14 protein-coding genes are annotated in these 16,202 nt (G+C 65.0%); 9 read left to right on the top strand and 5 right to left on the bottom strand.

Annotated features, from left to right (window positions below; genetic code table 11):
- Positions 1-16: 16 nt before the first annotated feature.
- Positions 17-1,078, bottom strand: coding sequence for a LacI family DNA-binding transcriptional regulator (locus BA190_RS00705; RefSeq protein WP_068281489.1), 1,062 nt, complete (start codon positions 1,076-1,078; stop codon positions 17-19).
- Between the two features lie 393 nt (positions 1,079-1,471).
- Here BA190_RS00705 and BA190_RS00710 point away from each other — a divergent pair, with 393 nt between their 5' ends.
- The 9 genes from BA190_RS00710 (at position 1,472) to BA190_RS00750 (ending at position 11,246) form a co-directional block, all read left to right on the top strand.
- The gene (locus BA190_RS00710) at positions 1,472-2,386 is read left to right on the top strand and encodes a transketolase (RefSeq protein WP_082979353.1); all 915 of its coding nucleotides are present in this window, start codon (positions 1,472-1,474) and stop codon (positions 2,384-2,386) included.
- Entirely contained in the window at positions 2,383-3,357 is a 975-nt protein-coding gene (locus tag BA190_RS00715) for a transketolase family protein (RefSeq protein ID WP_068281490.1), read from the top strand. The genes BA190_RS00710 and BA190_RS00715 overlap by 4 nt, the downstream gene beginning before the upstream one ends.
- The gene (locus tag BA190_RS00720; RefSeq protein WP_068281491.1) at positions 3,357-4,835 is read left to right on the top strand and encodes a glycerol kinase; all 1,479 of its coding nucleotides are present in this window, start codon (positions 3,357-3,359) and stop codon (positions 4,833-4,835) included. The genes BA190_RS00715 and BA190_RS00720 overlap by 1 nt, the downstream gene beginning before the upstream one ends.
- A gap of 78 nt (positions 4,836-4,913) precedes the next feature.
- Positions 4,914-5,894 carry an ABC transporter permease gene (locus tag BA190_RS00725; RefSeq protein ID WP_068281492.1) on the top strand — a complete coding sequence of 327 codons (981 nt, stop codon included), beginning with the start codon at positions 4,914-4,916 and terminating at the stop codon, positions 5,892-5,894.
- Positions 5,895-5,972: 78 nt separating this feature from the next.
- The gene (locus tag BA190_RS00730; protein WP_068281493.1) at positions 5,973-6,911 is read left to right on the top strand and encodes a sugar ABC transporter substrate-binding protein; all 939 of its coding nucleotides are present in this window, start codon (positions 5,973-5,975) and stop codon (positions 6,909-6,911) included.
- A gap of 141 nt (positions 6,912-7,052) precedes the next feature.
- Positions 7,053-8,552 carry a sugar ABC transporter ATP-binding protein gene (locus BA190_RS00735; RefSeq protein WP_068281494.1) on the top strand — a complete coding sequence of 500 codons (1,500 nt, stop codon included), beginning with the start codon at positions 7,053-7,055 and terminating at the stop codon, positions 8,550-8,552.
- Positions 8,553-8,566: 14 nt separating this feature from the next.
- Positions 8,567-9,331, top strand: a complete 765-nt coding sequence (locus tag BA190_RS00740; RefSeq protein WP_068281495.1) for an SDR family oxidoreductase — start codon at positions 8,567-8,569, stop codon at positions 9,329-9,331.
- Between the two features lie 140 nt (positions 9,332-9,471).
- Positions 9,472-10,443, top strand: coding sequence for a sugar-binding transcriptional regulator (locus BA190_RS00745; RefSeq protein WP_068281496.1), 972 nt, complete (start codon positions 9,472-9,474; stop codon positions 10,441-10,443).
- A gap of 11 nt (positions 10,444-10,454) precedes the next feature.
- Entirely contained in the window at positions 10,455-11,246 is a 792-nt protein-coding gene (locus BA190_RS00750) for a glucose 1-dehydrogenase (protein ID WP_068281497.1), read from the top strand.
- Between the two features lie 114 nt (positions 11,247-11,360).
- Here the strand turns inward: BA190_RS00750 and BA190_RS00755 are convergent, their stop codons facing one another.
- The 4 genes from BA190_RS00755 to BA190_RS00770 all read right to left on the bottom strand — a co-directional run bounded on the left by BA190_RS00755 (position 11,361) and on the right by BA190_RS00770 (position 16,179).
- Positions 11,361-13,157, bottom strand: a complete 1,797-nt coding sequence (locus tag BA190_RS00755) for an NAD(P)/FAD-dependent oxidoreductase (RefSeq protein ID WP_068281498.1) — start codon at positions 13,155-13,157, stop codon at positions 11,361-11,363.
- Positions 13,158-13,388: 231 nt separating this feature from the next.
- Positions 13,389-14,456 carry an ABC transporter ATP-binding protein gene (locus BA190_RS00760; RefSeq protein WP_068281499.1) on the bottom strand — a complete coding sequence of 356 codons (1,068 nt, stop codon included), beginning with the start codon at positions 14,454-14,456 and terminating at the stop codon, positions 13,389-13,391.
- 23 nt (positions 14,457-14,479) lie between these two features.
- Positions 14,480-15,373: a sugar phosphate isomerase/epimerase gene (locus BA190_RS00765; protein ID WP_068281500.1), complete on the bottom strand. Its 894-nt coding sequence runs from the start codon at positions 15,371-15,373 to the stop codon at positions 14,480-14,482.
- 35 nt (positions 15,374-15,408) lie between these two features.
- Positions 15,409-16,179, bottom strand: coding sequence for an SDR family NAD(P)-dependent oxidoreductase (locus tag BA190_RS00770; RefSeq protein ID WP_068281501.1), 771 nt, complete (start codon positions 16,177-16,179; stop codon positions 15,409-15,411).
- Between the last annotated feature and the right edge of the window lie 23 nt (positions 16,180-16,202).

Below are 16,202 nucleotides of genomic sequence, written 5' to 3' on the forward strand. Positions count from 1 at the left end.
CTTTGGTATCACCGACCTAGTCGCCTCTTGTTGATGGGCTCCCACGGTCATTGAACGCACTGCCGCAGGATTCCCGCACGACAAGGCGGCATGGCAATTTCCTGACGCCCGGCTCCACCGGCCGACCGTCGACCTGGGCCAGCAGCGCCAGCCCGGCCTGCCGACCGAGTGCGGCCAGGTTCATGTCGATGGAGGTCAGCGGCGGCCGGCTCTGGGAGGCGATGATCTCCCAATTGTCGAAACCGATGACCCCTACGTCTCCCGGCACGCTGAGGCCGCGCTCGCGCAGGGCATCGATCACCCCCCGGGCGATCATGTCGTTGCCGCAGAAGATCGCATCGGGTTTGGCTCCCCGGCCGGCAAAGAGCCGCCCCACCGCTTCATGCCCCCACGCCTCGGACCAGGCTCCCATGAGAGTAGGAATGGGCGGCAATCCGGCCTGGGCCAGCACATCGTGGCAGGCCTTGGCGCGAAGATGCACGACGGAAAAGCTCGCCGGGCCGGTAACATGGGCGATCCGGCGCCGGCCGAGGCCCAGGAAGTGTTCGGTTGCCAGGCGGGCGCCGGCTTCGTCATCGGAGACGAATGCCGCCGCGCCCGGATCCGGTTCGGTGAAAGCGTAGACGGCAGGTATGCCGAGATTCGAGAGGTCGACCGGGAGCCGGCGGTCGATGCGCTTGCCGGTGGCGATGATGCCGTCGACACGCTTGTCGAGCATGGCGTTGACGTGGAGTTGCGCAAGGCGCGGATCGTCCTCGACATTGCACAGGAAGACCGAGACCCCCTTGTCGACGAGGGCCTCCGTAATCCCGGCCATCAGCGGAAGCGAAAAGCGGCCATAGGTATCGTTGGTCAGCAACCCCACCGTGAAGCTGCGGCGGCGGAGCAGGCTCTGCGCCAGGGCATTTGGGCGAAATCCCAAAAGTGCGGCAACCTCGCGCACCCGCTTGCGGGTTTCGACCGTCATCCGCCCCTGGTCGTTGAGCGCCTTGGACGCGGTGGCGAGGCTGACGCCAGCGGCAGCGGCAACGTCGCGCAACGTGACTGGCTCCGACGCCCCTTCGCCTCCCCTAGACATCAAAGCCCTCCCAACTGAGAAAAGGTTTTCTCTTTCTCGATTTAAGCATCTCTTTGGGTAAAAGATGTCTCTTTTTTGTGAGAAAAGGTTTTCTCATTTCTACAGGAGATCCGTGCTCCCGACAAGGGTTATTCGTCGGATGATTGAAATGGCTGGAGAGCCGTTTTCTCCTCCGCCGATTGGGCGGCCTGCAGCAGACAACGGGGCCTTCCCAAGTCGGCGCCGTTCAGGGCGCTCGATGACATTCGAAGGCCAATTGCCGCCCATCCTCCATTGCCTGGCCTCCCTTCTGCGAACGGTCGACGTTCACGACGCTTGACAAGGTCGCTTTCTAGTCTCAGAATGAATTTAATATCACATATGAATAAATATTCATATCGACATGGAGGACTGATGACGGCGCCCCCTCACGCTTTGAATCTCGTTGATGCCGCCGCGTCCGGCCCTGCCTCGTTTCCGGCGCCGCTGGCAGCCGTTGCGCATCCGAGCTTCGAGAAGACAACCGATCCCGTGGCCCTGGCGGAAATTGCCCGCCAGGTGCGGATCAAGATCGTCAGGACCGTCGCCCAGGCAGGCCTTGGCCATGTCGGCGGCGACCTCTCGGTGACCGACATCCTCACCACGCTCTATTTCGGCGTGCTCAATGTCGATCCCGCTGCCCCGGCCAAGCCGGACCGGGATCGTTTCATCCTCTCCAAGGGACATTGCGCCGCCGCCTTCTACAGCGTGCTGTCGCTGCGCGGCTTCTTCGATCCGGCCGCCGTCGATACCTTCATGAAGCCGCTGGCCGCCCTCAACGGCCATCCCAACCGCCGCAAGATTCCGGGCGTCGAGGCCAATACGGGCCCGCTCGGCCATGGCCTTCCGATCGGCGTTGGCACCGCTGTCGGAGCCACGATCGCCGGGCAAGATTGGCGCACCTTCGTGGTGCTCGGCGACGGTGAGTTGCAGGAAGGCTCGAACTGGGAGGCAGCCATGGCTGCCGGTCATCGCAAGCTGTCCAACCTCACTGCCATCGTCGACCGCAACCGCTTCCAGCAGGGCGCGGGCACGGAGGCCACCAACACGCTCGAACCGCTTGCCGACAAGTTCCGCGCCTTCGGATGGGAAGCCATCGACGTCGACGGCCACGACACCGCGGCCTTGTTCGACGTGCTTGCCGCCCGCGGCGCGGATCGCCCCCGGGCCGTCATCGCCAAGACCTATAAGGGCCGCGGCGTCTCCTTCATGGAAGACCGGGTGGAGTGGCACCACAAGGTGCCGAGCGCCGAGCAGGTCGAGATCGCATTGAAGGAATTGTCGCTATGAGCGCCCCCGAAGCCCCCCGCCCCGCCGGCGCCCCGGAGACATTCGACTGCCGGGTCGCCTTCGCCGAGGAACTGATCGCCCTCGCCCGAGCCGACAGCCGCATCGTGGCCGTCTGCAACGACAGCGTCGGGTCGAGCAATCTCGGTGCCTTCCAGAAGGAGTTTCCGGACCGCCTGATCAATGTCGGCATCGCCGAACAGAACATGGTCGGCGTCGGCGCCGGCCTCGCCAATGCCGGCCTGATCCCCTTCGTCTGCGCAGCGGCTCCCTTCCTCACCGGCCGGGCGACCGAACAGATCAAGGCGGACTGCGCCTATTCGCAATATCCGGTGGTGCTGTGCGGCATGTCGCCGGGCATGGCCTATGGCGAATTGGGCCCCACCCATCATTCCATCGAGGATTTCGCCTGGATGCGGGCAATTTCCGAACTCACGGTGATGGCGCCAGCCGATCCGCAGGAAACGCGCCAGGCGGTGCGCTGGGCCGCGAATGCGGGAAAGCCCGTATTCATGCGCGTCGGCCGCTTCAAGATCCCCGCCGTGAACAGGCCGGGCGACAGCTTCCAGCCCGGCAAGATCGGCACGCTGCGCGAGGGCGGCGACGTCACTCTGGCCGCGATCGGCACCATGGTGTCGCGAGCCCTGGAAGCAGCGGACCTGCTTGCGGCACAAGGCGTCTCCGCCCGCGTCCTGAATGTCTCGACGCTGAAGCCGCTGGATGAGGAAACCATCCTGAAGGCAGCCCGAGAAACCGGTCGCATCGTCACGGCAGAAGAGGCGATCAATGTCGGAGGGCTCGGTGGTGCCGTTGCAGAGACGGTTGCCCAGCACCATCCCGTGCCGATGCGCATTCTCGGCGTCCCGGGCTTTGCGCCGACGGGCGATACCCAGTTCCTGCTCGATCATTTCGGCCTGAACGCCAAGGGCATCGTCGAGGCGGCACTCGCCCTCCTGGGCAAGGGTGCACATTGATGGCCGGCCCGCTCGTTCTCGCGATCGACCAGGGCACGAGCTCCACCAAGTGTCTGCTGGTCGACAGCACCGGCGCCGTGGTCGCGCGCGGACAGGCGCCGCTGCGCGAAAGCCACCCCCAGCCCGGCTGGGTCGAGCAGGACGCCGGTGAGATCTGGCAGAGCATCAGGACCGCCGTGGCGGCCTGCGTCACGCCCGAACAGGCCCGGGCAGTCGTCGCCGCCGGCATCAGCACGCAAAGGGAATCCTGCCTGCTGTGGGACCGCAAGACAGGTGCTCCACTCTCGCCCGTCCTGTCCTGGCAGGATCAGCGAACAGCGGCCCTGGCGCAGGCGATCGGCACGCCCGAAGCGCTCGCCCGGGTGCGCCGGGTCAGCGGCCTGCCGCTCGACCCGATGTTCTCCGCCCTCAAATTGCGCTGGCTGCTCGACCAGGTCGATCCCGATCGCACCAAGGCCCGCGCCGGCGACATCCGCATCGGCACCATCGACAGCTGGCTGCTGAGCCGTCTGTCCGACGATCATCTCATCGAGGCGGGCAATGCCTCCCGCACGCAGTTGCTCGACGTCGTCAAGGGCCGCTGGGATGAAGGCCTTCTGGAGCTGTTCGGCGTACCGGCCGAAACACTGCCCCGCCTCACGGCCTCGAGCGGTCCCTTTCCAAGCCTTCGCGGTCTCGCGCCCCTGCCGGACGGAATCCCTCTCCTGGCCGTGATGGCCGATTCCCATGCGGCGCTCTTTGCGCATGGCGCGATCCGGCCCGGCGAAGCCAAGGCCACGCAGGGAACCGGCTCGTCCGTGATGGGCCTGATTCCCGATGGAGCCGCGCTCGATCCGGGCCTGTGCCTCACCATCGCCTGGGCCATCGACGGTGTCGGACCCGAGCGGCTCGCCCTCGCCGCCGAAGGCAATATCCGGGCGGCGGGCTCCACCTTGCGGTGGGTGGCCGGTATTCTCGGCGTCGATACGGACGAATTGGCAAGGTTGGCGAATGCGACCCCGAGCAGCATTGCCCTGGTGCCCGGCTTCACGGGGCTCGGTGCGCCGTGGTGGGACGCAGAGGCCGTCGGCCTGCTGACGGGCATAACGCTCGGCACCGACAGGAATGCCATCGCCCGCGCGGCCATCGACAGCATTGCGCACCAGATCGCCGATGTCGTCGAGGCCCTCCAGCGCAGCGGCTCGCCCGTGCACCGGCTGCATGTCGATGGCGGCCCCACACGCAACGACCAGCTCATGCAGATGGAGGCCGACATGATCGGCCGGCCCATCCTGCGAGGGCATACCGCCGAGCTCTCGGCGCTGGGTGTCGCCCATCTGGCGGGCCTGAAGGCCGGGTTCTGGGATGCCGGGACACTGGCGGGGCTCGATCGTCCTCGGGATGTCTTCGAACCATCGATGCGGCCAGCCGAACGCCAGGCCGAGCGCCGGCGCTGGCTCGATGCCGTCGCACGCTCACGCTTCCGGCCAAGTGCGTAGACAAGTGCCTGGATCCGCGTCTCACCCAAACCAAGAGCCACGACAAGGGCGAAAGAACCAAAGCGGGAAGGAGGGAACATGTCAGCCCAAGTAGAGAATTCGGATCGAGCGAGGCCGCGCTTCAAGGTCGACCTGACCGGAGGCGTCTGGGGACCCTTGATCGGCCTCCTCGTGCTGATCGCCTTCTTCTCGATCCGGGCGCCGCATTTCTTCACGGTGCAGAACGCCATCATCATCTTCGACCAGGTCACGGTCTACGGCATCCTCGCCATCGGCATGACGCTGGTGATCATCACCGGCGGGATCGACCTGTCGGTCGGCTCCGTCCTGGCCTTCTCGGCCATGACCACGGGCTGGCTGTTCTCCACCGTCGGGCTGCCTTTCGTACCGGCCCTGCTTCTCGGCATCCTCGCCGGGGCGGCCTGCGGCCTGGTCTCGGGCCTCTTGATCACGCAGGCACGCCTGCCGCCCTTCATCGCAACCCTCGCCATGATGACGGTCGCCCGCGGCCTCGCCAACAAGTATACGGACGGAAACGTGGTTTCCGGCTGGCCCGACGCCTTCAACACGCTCAACACCTATCGCCATTTCGGGCTGATCACCGCCACCACCGCCTTCTTCCTTCTGCTTGTCGTGCTGACCTGGGCTTTCCTGAAATACCGCCCGGCGGGACGCAACCTCTATGCGATCGGCGGCAATCCGGAGGTGGCACGCCTGGCCGGCATTTCGGTGAAACTGCAGATCGTCGTCGTCTATGCCGTGGCTGGCGCCCTGTCGGCGATCGCCGGCATGGCCAATGCCGCCCGGCTGCAGACCTCCCAGCCTTACGACGGGCTCGGCTATGAGCTCACCGCCATCGCCGCCGTGGTGATCGGCGGGGCGTCCCTTTCCGGCGGCGTCGGCAGCATCGGCGGCACGCTGATCGGCATCCTGATCATCGGCGTGCTCAATTCGGGCCTCAGCCAGATCGGCGCGCAGACCTACGACAAGGACGTGATCATCGGGATCATGATCGCGGCCGCCGTCGCCTTCGACACCCTCATCCGGCGACGCCGGTAACCCGATCGGGGCGGGCGATGCCCTCCCCGGTGTCTCCAACCACGCCTGCAACAAGAACTCCAACCGAGGAAACCTCCCATGAGCAGAACCATCCACGCTCTCGGCCTGACGCTTGCCTTCGCCGTTTCACCCCTCGCCGTCTCCGGCGCCTGGGCCGCCGACAAGGTCAAGGTCGGCCTTGCCGTCGCCAATCTCCAGGCCGATTTCTTCAACCAGATCAAGCAGTCGGTCGAGAAGAACGCCGCGGCGATGGGAGCGGAGGTCGTCACCGTCGATGCCAAGGGCGATGGCGCCACCCAGGTCAGCCAGATCCAGGACCTGATCACGCAGAAGGTCCAGGCCCTCATCTACATTCCTGCCGGTGCCGCAGCCGCCAGCGTGCCGGTTAAGGCCGCCAAGGCTGCCGGCATTCCGGTCATCGCCGTCGACCGCAACCCGGCCGACGCCCCGGGCGATACCTTCATCGCCACCAACTCGGTGGCGGCGGCCAAGACGCTCGGCGACTATGTCTGCAAGGTCACCGGCGGCAAGGGGGATCTCGCCATCATCCAGGGTCAGATCGGCACCACGCCGGAGCAGGATCGCGACAAGGGCTTCAAGGAAGCCATGGCCAATTGCGCCGGCATCAAGGAAGTCGGCCGCGAGGCTTCCAAGATGTGGATGAAGGACGAGGGCTTCAACATCGCCCAGAACATGCTGCAGCGTGACCCCACCATCAGCATCTTCTTCGGCCGTGCCGACGCCCTCGCCCTCGGCGCCGCGCAGGCGGCCAAGGCCTCCGGCTCCGATCACAAGGTCTGGGTCTTCGGCTTCGACGGCGACCTTGCCGGTCTCAAGGCCGTCAAGGACGGCACGCTCGACGCCACCATGACGCAGCGCACCCAATTCATGGGCAAGCTTGCCCTGCAATCGGCGCTCGACCTCGTCGCCGGCAAGAAGGTGCCGGCCGAGCAGTTGCAGGATGCGGCACTGACCACCAAGGACAATGTGGATCAGTACATCGCCGAGCACCCTTGAGGCCCGACCCGTCTGCGGCGCGCTTCGAGCGCCGCAGACATTCGAACGCCCCTTGCGAATGCTCCTCGCGAGCATGCCCGCTCTTCATCGGATCCCCGGCTGTGCCAAGGCGGCCGGGCACCCCTCTGCAGGAGGCCCGTCATGAATGAATCCCCAGAACCATTCACCGCCGGCCTGTCGGTGCGCGGCGCCTCCAAGCGCTATGGGCCGGTGACGGTGCTCGAGGGCGTCGACATCGATGTCCGGCCCGGCGAAGTGGTCGCCCTGCTCGGTGAGAACGGAGCCGGCAAGTCGACCATCTCCTCCATCATCGCCGGGCTGATCCAGCCGACCGCCGGCACGATGACCTGGAACGGCGAGCCCTATGCGCCGGCCAGTCCCGCCGATGCGCTCGCGCGCGGCATCGGCCTGATCCACCAGGAGATGCGGCTCCTGCCCGATCTCACCATCGCGGAGAACGTCTTCGTGGGCCGCCAGCCCACGAAGTCAGGCCGGGTCGATCGCGCCTTTATGGCAAGGCGCGCCGCCGAACAGCTCCATCGTCTGGGCCTCGACGTGCCCACCTCGACCCTGGTGCGCCATCTGCGCGTCGCCGCCCAGCAGCAGGTCGAGATCGCCAAGGCGCTCACCCTCGATGCCAAGTTCCTGATCCTCGACGAACCGACCGCCGCCCTGGGCGGCGAGGAAACCGATCATCTCTTCGAACAGATCGAGCGCCTGAAGAAGGAAGGCATGGGCTTCGTCTATATCAGCCATCGCCTGGACGAGATCGCGCGCATCGCCGATCGCGTCGTCGTGCTTCGGGACGGGCGGCTGGTCGGTACCTACGCCACGGCACAGGTGCCGGTGAAGACCCTGGTCGAGGCCATGGTCGGCCGCTCGGTCGAACGCATGTTTCCGGCCATGACCACGCCGGCCGACCGGGAGGTCCTGCGCGTCGAAGGTCTGAGCGCACCCGACAAATCCTTTCGCGACATCAGCTTCAACGTGCACGCCGGCGAGGTCTTCGGCATCGCCGGCATCGTAGGTGCCGGGCGTACCGAGCTGGTGCGCGCCATCGCCGGCGCCGATCCCATCGCCACCGGCTCGATCACCATCGACGGCAAGCCGCTTTCCCCGCGCAGGCCGGCCGACAGCCTGGCGGCCGGCATCGTGCTGGTGCCGGAGGATCGCAAGGACCAGGGCCTCATCCTGGAGCACACGATCGGCGACAACATCGCCCTGGGCAATTATCCCCGGATCGCCCCCTCCGGCATCGTGACATCGGGCGCCGTACGCAGCTACGCCAACCAGAACATCAAGCGTTTCGGTGTGAAGGGCAGCGCCGGCCAGCCCGTCGGCCATCTTTCAGGAGGCAACCAGCAGAAGGTCGTGCTGGCCAAATGCATCTCGCGCCGTCCCAAGGTGGTCATCCTCGACGAGCCGACCCGGGGAATCGACGTCGGCGCCCGTGCGCAGATCTACGAGGTGATCGCGGACCTTGCCCATCAGGGGCTTGCTGTCATCGTGGTCTCCTCAGACCTGGACGAGGTCCTCGGCCTGTCCAATCGCGTGATGGTGCTCAGCCGCGGCCTCAATCGCGGCATTCTCGATCGCAATCAAGCCAATCGCGTCTCCGTAATGGAACGCGCCACACTTTGACGCCAGGAGCGAACATGGAGATCTTCAGACTGGACGGCCAGGCCGCCTTCGTCACGGGCGCCGGCAGCGGCATCGGCCAACGGATCGCCATCGGCCTCGCGGAGGCGGGCGCCGACGTCGCCTGCTTCGACCTGCCCGGTTCGGCGACCATCGGCGATACGGTCAGCGCCATCGAAAAGCTCGGCCGCAAGGTCGTTGCCCTGGCCGGCAGCGTCACCCAGGCGGACGATCTTGCACGAGGCATCCAGGAAGCCGAGAAGTCGGTGGGTCCGCTGAGCATCGCCGTCAATGCCGCCGGCATCGCCAATGCAGCGCCAGCCGAGGACATGCCGCTCGATCAATGGCAGCGCATGCTGGACATCAACCTGACCGGCATCTTCCTGTCGTGCCAGGCGGAGGCTCGCGTCATGCTGCCGCGCCGGAGCGGCACCATCGTGAACATTGCCTCGATGTCCGGTTCGATCGTCAATCGGGGCATCCAGCAGATCCACTACAACACCTCCAAGGCCGGCGTCGTCCACCTGACCAAGAGCCTGGCGATGGAGTGGGTCGATCGCGGCATCCGCGTCAATGCGATCAGCCCAGGCTATACCTCCACGCCCATGAACCTGCGTGCGGAGGTCGCCGAACAGGTGAAGCGCTTCGAAGCCGAGACCCCGATGGGCCGCATGGCAACCGTCGACGAGATGGTGGGACCGGCCGTTTTCCTCGCTTCGCGCGCTTCGTCCTTCGTGACGGGCGTCGACCTGCTGGTCGATGGCGGCTTCGAGTGCTGGTGAATGCCAACAGGGGCAACGTCACGGTGCACGAGTGAGATCCGTGCTTGTCGCCCTTCGACGATCCGGTCGAGAATGCAGGTTCGCCTCGTGCGGCAGCTTGCCCGCGATAATCGCTCTCTCGCCGGATAGTGACCGAAGCCATGTCCAGGGCCGACGAACTCCGCCTCATCACACGCGTTGCGCAGATGTATTACCTTGATGCCATCAAGCAGTCCGATATCTCCGAGCGCCTGCACATCCCGCAGGCGCGGGTTTCGCGCCTGCTGAAGAAGGCCCTGGACGAAAACATCGTCCGCATCTCGATCACGCCGCCGCCGGGGGTCTTTGCAGAGCTGGAGGCGGGCCTGCGCGAGCGTTTCGGCATCGAGGAAGCCATCGTTGCCGAGGCGCTCAGCGAACGGGACGAAACCGTTCTGGCCGCCATCGGCGATGCCGCCGCCCATTTCCTCGAATCGACGATCGCCGATGACGAAGTGATCGGGGTTTCCTCCTGGAGCCTGTCGCTGATGCGGACCGTGGATGCGATCACGCCGATCAAGCGCGTCCAGGCGCAGAAGGTGGTGCAGATCTTCGGCGGCATGGGCAATCCCACCATGCAGTCCCATGCCCAGCACATCGTCACCCGCCTCGCCCAGCTCACCAATGCCAAACCGCAATTCCTGCCGGCACCGGGCGTCGCCGGCTCGCCGGAGAGCAAGAACGTCCTGATGGCCGACCCGTTCGTCGAGGAAACGGTGCGCTGCTTTCAGGAGATCACCCTGATGCTGGTCGGCATCGGCTCGATGACGCCGTCCTACATGCTCGTCAATTCAGGCAATGCCTTCACCCGCGAGGAACTGGACGAACTGGCTGCCCATGGCGCCGTCGGCGACATGGGCCTGCGCTTCTTCGATGCAGACGGCAGGCCGGTGATCACCCCCCTCAACGACAGGGTCATCTCGATACCGCTCGAGGAAATCAAGGCCGCCAAGCGGGTCGTCGCCGTCGCCGGCGGCAGCCGCAAGGTGCCGGCCATCCGGGCCGCCATGCTCGGCGGCTACATCGACGTCCTCATTACCGATCACTTCACCGCCGAGCAGTTGCTCGGCGGCGATCCACCCCGAAAAACCTGAAAGGAAAAGCCATGACCGCCCCCTCCCGTTTCACCGGAAAAACCGTCGTGATCACCGGCGCCAGTCGAGGCATCGGCGCCGCCATCGCACGACGCTTTGCCCGGGAAGGCGCGGCGGTCGTCGTGAGCGCCAACGAGGCGCGCGTCGAGGAGGTGGCCGCCGAGATCAAGTCGCAAGGCGGCAAGGCGGCGGCCTTCGTCGCCGACGTCACGGACAAGGCCAGCGTGGCCGCGCTCTACGATGCCGCCGAACAGCAATTCGGCAAAGTGGATATCTCGGTCCAGAATGCCGGCGTCATCACCATCGCGCGGATCGAGGACATGACCGAGGCGGAGTGGGACAAGGTCATGGACGTCAACACCAAGGGCGTGTTCCTGTGCTGCCAGGAAGCAATCCGGCGCATCCGCAAGCATGGCAAGGGCGGCCGCCTGATCAACACCGCCTCGGGACAGGCACGGCAGGGCTTCATCTTCACGCCGCACTACGCGGCCTCCAAATTCGGCGTCGTCGGCGTTACCCAAAGCCTGGCCAAGGAAGTCGCGAAGGAAGGCATCACCGTCAACGCCTTCTGCCCCGGCATCATCGAAACGGACATGTGGGCCTATAACGATACCGCCTGGGGCAAGCTGCTCGGCGACTACAAGCCCGGCGAACTGATGGCCGAATGGGTCCGCAACATCCCGATGGCCCGTGCCGGCAATGGCGAGGACGTCGCCGGCCTGGTCGCGTTCCTGGCCAGCCAGGACGCCGCCTACATCACTGGCCAGACCATCAATGTTGATGGCGGGCTCATCATGTCGTAGGACATCCACGCGCTGCCGGTGGTCGATACCGACCACCGGGTCCTCTTCCCCTGGATTCCCGCGGACCTCGCGGCGATCACGGCGGACCGCCGCCGACCGGTCCTTTCGCCTTCGTCATGCCAGATGATGGACCGGCGGGATGCCGAATACCGGCGTGGGTATTCCTTCCATGCGCGCCTTCAACTGCAAGGCGAGATATTGGGAATAATGGCGGGACTGGTGCAGGTTGCCGCCATGGAACCAGAGCCCTTCCTGCCGGGTCGGCTTCCACATGTTGCGCGGTTCGCCCTCCCAGGGCCCGGGATCCTTGGTGGTGTCGGAGCCGAGCCCCCAGACCTTGCCCACCTTGTCCGCGACCTCCTGCGAAATCAGCCTGGCCGCCCAGCCGTTCATCGAGCCATAGCCGGTGGCGTAGACGATGAGATCGGCCGGCAGTTCGGTGCCGTCGCTGAGCATCACGCCCTTGCGGGTGATTTCGCGGACTCCAACGCCGCTCTTCAGCTTGATGTCACCGTTCGCGATCAGGTTGGAAGCGCCGACATCGATGTAGTAGCCCGAACCGCGCCGCATATATTTGAGAAACAGGCCGGACTCGTCGTCGCCGAAATCGAGCAGGAAGCCGGCCTTTTCGAGCCTCCCCAAGAGATCGGCATCCGCAGCCTTGATGGAGGCCGTCACCGGCTTGAGAAGCTCCGGCATCAGCCTGTACGGCACTGAGGCATTCAGCAAATCGGCCTTGTCGGTATCGATGCCCTGCTCCAGCGCGTCCTCGGAATAGAGCCGGCTGGTGCCGAACCGGAAGAGCGCATCCGAGCTGGCGACATGGGTCGAGGTGCGCTGCACCATGGTGACGTCGGCGCCCTTCTCCCACAGATCGGCGCAAATATCGTGGGCTGAGTTGTTCGAGCCGATGACGACGCATTTCTTGCCGCTATAGGCGTCGCTGCTCTTGTAGCGGCTGGAGTGGCATTGCTCGCCCGCAAAAAGATCCATGCCGGCGAATGCGGGCTCATTGGGAATGCCGGACATGCCGGTCGCGAGAATGAGGTGCCTGGGCGTGAGCGTAACCGGCTTGCCCTCGCGGAGAACCTCCACGGTCCATTGCCCTCGCGCGGCATCGAAGGAAGCCTTGCGGCAGGGTGAGGAACTCCAGACATTGAGCTCCATGACCCTGGCATAGGCTTCGAGCCAGTCCGCCATCTTGTCCTTGGGCGTGTAAACGGGCCAGTCATCGGGGAAAGGCAGATAGGGCATGTGGTCGTACCAGACCGGGTCATGCAGGCAGAGGGACTTGTAGCGCTTGCGCCATGAATCGCCCGGCCTCTCATGGGCCTCGACGATGAGCGTCGGCACGCCGAGGCGCTTCAGCCGGGCTCCGAGCGCCAGGCCGCCCTGCCCCGCCCCGACGATCAGGCAATAGGGCTGGGTGTCGAAGCCGAGGAAAGCCTCCTCTTCCTGCCGTCGCTCCAACCAGGTCTGGCGATCGCGGTGAACGCCATGTTGCGCGCCCATGACGCGCCGTCGTCCCTTCTTCTCCTCGAAGCCCTTCAGCTCTTCCATCGAGGTCAGCAGCGTCCAGCAAAGATCGCCTTTGAGGCGGATATGGCCGCGACAGCGCGCCTCGCTGGTTTCGAACGTGAAAAATCCTTCCGTGACGCCGTCGGTTTCCGATGCTTCGTCCTGCACGGCAAAGGTCCCGGGCCGGGCACGCGCCAAGGTCGCGTCGAGCAGGTCGCCAACACCCTGTCTGCCCTCGGCAGTATGAAGGTTCCAGGTGAAAGCCAGCAGATCGCGCCAGTAGCAATCCGCGGCGAACAGAGCGAGAAGCGCAGGTTTGTCGGCCGCCGCCGCGGCGTGAGCAAAGCGATCCAGCCAACTCGAAAGCCGGCCCTTTGCATCTGGTCTACTCATGGCATTCCATCCCTATGGTTTTTCAAATTGCGCCTCATTGCGATCCGGGCGCCCGCGAAAGCGGCAATTTTACAACGCATGCTGGCATCTCTATCGCCAACAGCGCGTATTACAGACGTAATATTATAGACTTTTCCTGCACCTCGTTCTTTCAGCATCACGGGGGAAAGTGATCGCGAAGTATGTTTCAAGTAATTCTGGAACAGAAACCGGCCGGGAGGCAAGCCTCCCTCAAGCGGCGATCGCTGTTCCACCCGCGTCGAAGAGATGGAGACGGGCAGCATCCGGCGTGAGGAAGATCCGGTCGCCGGTCTTGAAACGCCTTTCTCCCACCGCACGCACGGTGACGGCACCCAAGGCCGGCACGTCGACATAGAGGAGCGCATCGCTGCCGAGTTGCTCCTCCAGCGACACCGTGCCCTGCCACAGACCGTCGTCGGGCGAATAGAGGACGTGCTCGGGGCGGATGCCGAAGGTCATCTGGCGGTCCAGCCGAGCGCTTCGGCCAGCCGGCAGGGCCACTTTCGAGCCACCGGGCAGCTCGACCTCCCTGTCGCCGCCCGGCACCGCAGCCAGGAAGTTCATCTTGGGCGAGCCGATGAAGCTCGCGACGAAGAGATTGGCGGGGTGGTCGTAGAGTTCGAGCGGTGTGCTGAACTGCTCGACATTCCCGGCCCGCAGCACCACGATACGATCGGCCATCGTCATGGCCTCGACCTGGTCGTGGGTGACATAGATCATCGTGGTGCGAAGGCTGCGATGCAGCCGGATCAGCTCGATGCGCATCTGCACGCGCAGGGCCGCATCGAGATTGGACAGGGGTTCGTCGAACAGGAAGGCGGTGGGCGAGCGCACGATGGCCCGCCCGATCGCCACGCGCTGGCGCTGGCCGCCGGAAAGCTGGCGGGGCTTGCGGTCCAGGTAGTCCTCCAGGGCCAGGATGCGCGAGGCTTCCGCCACCTTGCCGGCGATTTCCTGCCTGGACATGCCGGCGATCTTCAGGCCAAAGCCGATATTGTCGCGCACGCTCATATGCGGATAGAGCGCGTAAGACTGGAAGACCATGGCGATGCGACGGTCCGCCGGCGCGAGCCGGGAGACGTCCATGCCGTCGATCAGCACGCGGCCATCCGAGAGCTGCTCCAGGCCGGTGATGAGCCGAAGCAGCGACGACTTTCCGCAGCCCGACGGGCCGACGAACACCACGAACTCGCCGTCCTTCACCTCCAGGCTGACATCGGAGATGACCTGCTGGGATCCATACTTCTTGCTGACACGGTCGAACTGAATGCTTCCCATGGTCACCTCCTGATGGCTGAGATCTAGACGAGGCCGCTGCGGCCGCGCTTTTCGGTCTCGTAGGCGGCCTTGAGATGGGCCTGGGTGAAGATCTTGGCGTGTGCGGCAAGGTCGTCCCCGTCGTCCCACAGGTCACGCCAGATGCCGAGAATGCCTTCGAGAGGCTGGCCGACGACCCGGGAGGAGAAGGATTCGAAGGTGATCGGCCCCTGGTAGTTGGCCTTGGCGAGGGCGCGGAAGATCATCTTGAAATCGATCGACCCGGTGCCGAGATAGCCCCGGTTCGAATCGCCGGTATGGAAATAGCCGAGCAGCGGTCCGGTCTCCACGATGGCGGCGGCGACGTCGGCCTCCTCGATGTTCATGTGATAGCAGTCGAGATGGACCTTGACGTTCGGCTCACCGATGCGCTTGCACATCTCGACCGCCTGCGCCGCCGTGTTGAGCACGTTGCTCTCATAGCGGTTGACCACCTCCAGCCCGAGGGTGATGTCGCTCTTGGCCGCCTGCTCGGCGACGCGCTGCAGGACTTCGACCGCGCGGGCGACGCCGTCCTTGGTGGGCGGCACCGAATATTTCTGGAACGCCGAATAGATGATCCCGCAGATATGCGTGCCCTTCAGGTCCCGGGCGATGGAGACGATGTCGAGAAGGCGCCGCTCCCCGCGCTTGGCCATCTCGGGATCGCCGTTCGAAATATCGGTGGTGGCATCAAGGCCGAGCGAGAAGGTGATGCCGACATTGGCCTTTTCGAGCTCGCGCCGCGTGAAATCCACGTCGAACACGCTCGGATCGAGGGCCGGCGCCTCGATGATGTCATAGCCCAGTTCCGCCGTCTTCCCGATGGCCCGAGCGCATTGCTCGTGGCTCCAGCCGGGCGTCCAGACAAAGGCGTGCAGTCCCAGTTTATTGTTCACGATGCTGGTCTTTCTTTCAGCAGGGGGTGATGGTTTCAGTGGAAGATGATGCCGCCGCAGACGTTGAGCGCCTGCCCGGTGATGAAGGATGCATCATCGGATGCGAAAAAGGCGACGGATCCGACGACATCCTCGGGATAACCCAGGCGCCCGAGCGTGGTCTTCTCGATCACCTTTCTCAACGACTCCTCGTCGCGATAATTGTTGCGGCCCATATCGGTGTCGATGATGCCGGGGCACACCGCATTGACGGTGATGCCGTCGAGGCCGACTTCCATGGCCAGGATGTGGGTGAAGCTGATCACCGCGGCCTTGGAAGAGCAGTAATGGGCCTGGCCGACGCCACCGCGCTTGCCGCCGATGGAGGCGATGTTGATGATGCGGCCGGCCTTGCGCTGCCGGAAATGACCGAGCAGCGCCTTGGTCACCATGAAGGTGCCCTTGGTGTTGACGTCATACATGCGATCCCATTCGTCGGGCTCGATATCCTCGACCTTGTGGACCGACAGGACACCTGCATTGTTGACCAGGACGTCGATGGTGCCGCAGCGGGCAAGGGCGTATTCCGCGAGCGAGGCGACGTCGTCGGGGTTGCTGACATCGGCATAGGCGATGTCGCACCGTCCTCCGTCGGCCTCGACCTCGGCCCGCAGCGTCTCCATTTCTGCGCGCTGGCGTTCGATGTCGTTGGCGACGACGTGGTAGCCCTCGGCCGCTAGGCGCTTGACGATGGCTCGCCCGATGCCACGGCTCGCGCCGGTGACGACGGCTGCGCGATTCCGGCCGCGCTGGGCTAGTTCAGACATGTGGGATCTCCAGGGTCATGGTC

This window comes from Labrys sp. WJW (assembly GCF_001676615.1).
Classification (GTDB): Bacteria; Pseudomonadota; Alphaproteobacteria; order Rhizobiales; family Labraceae; genus Labrys; species Labrys sedimenti.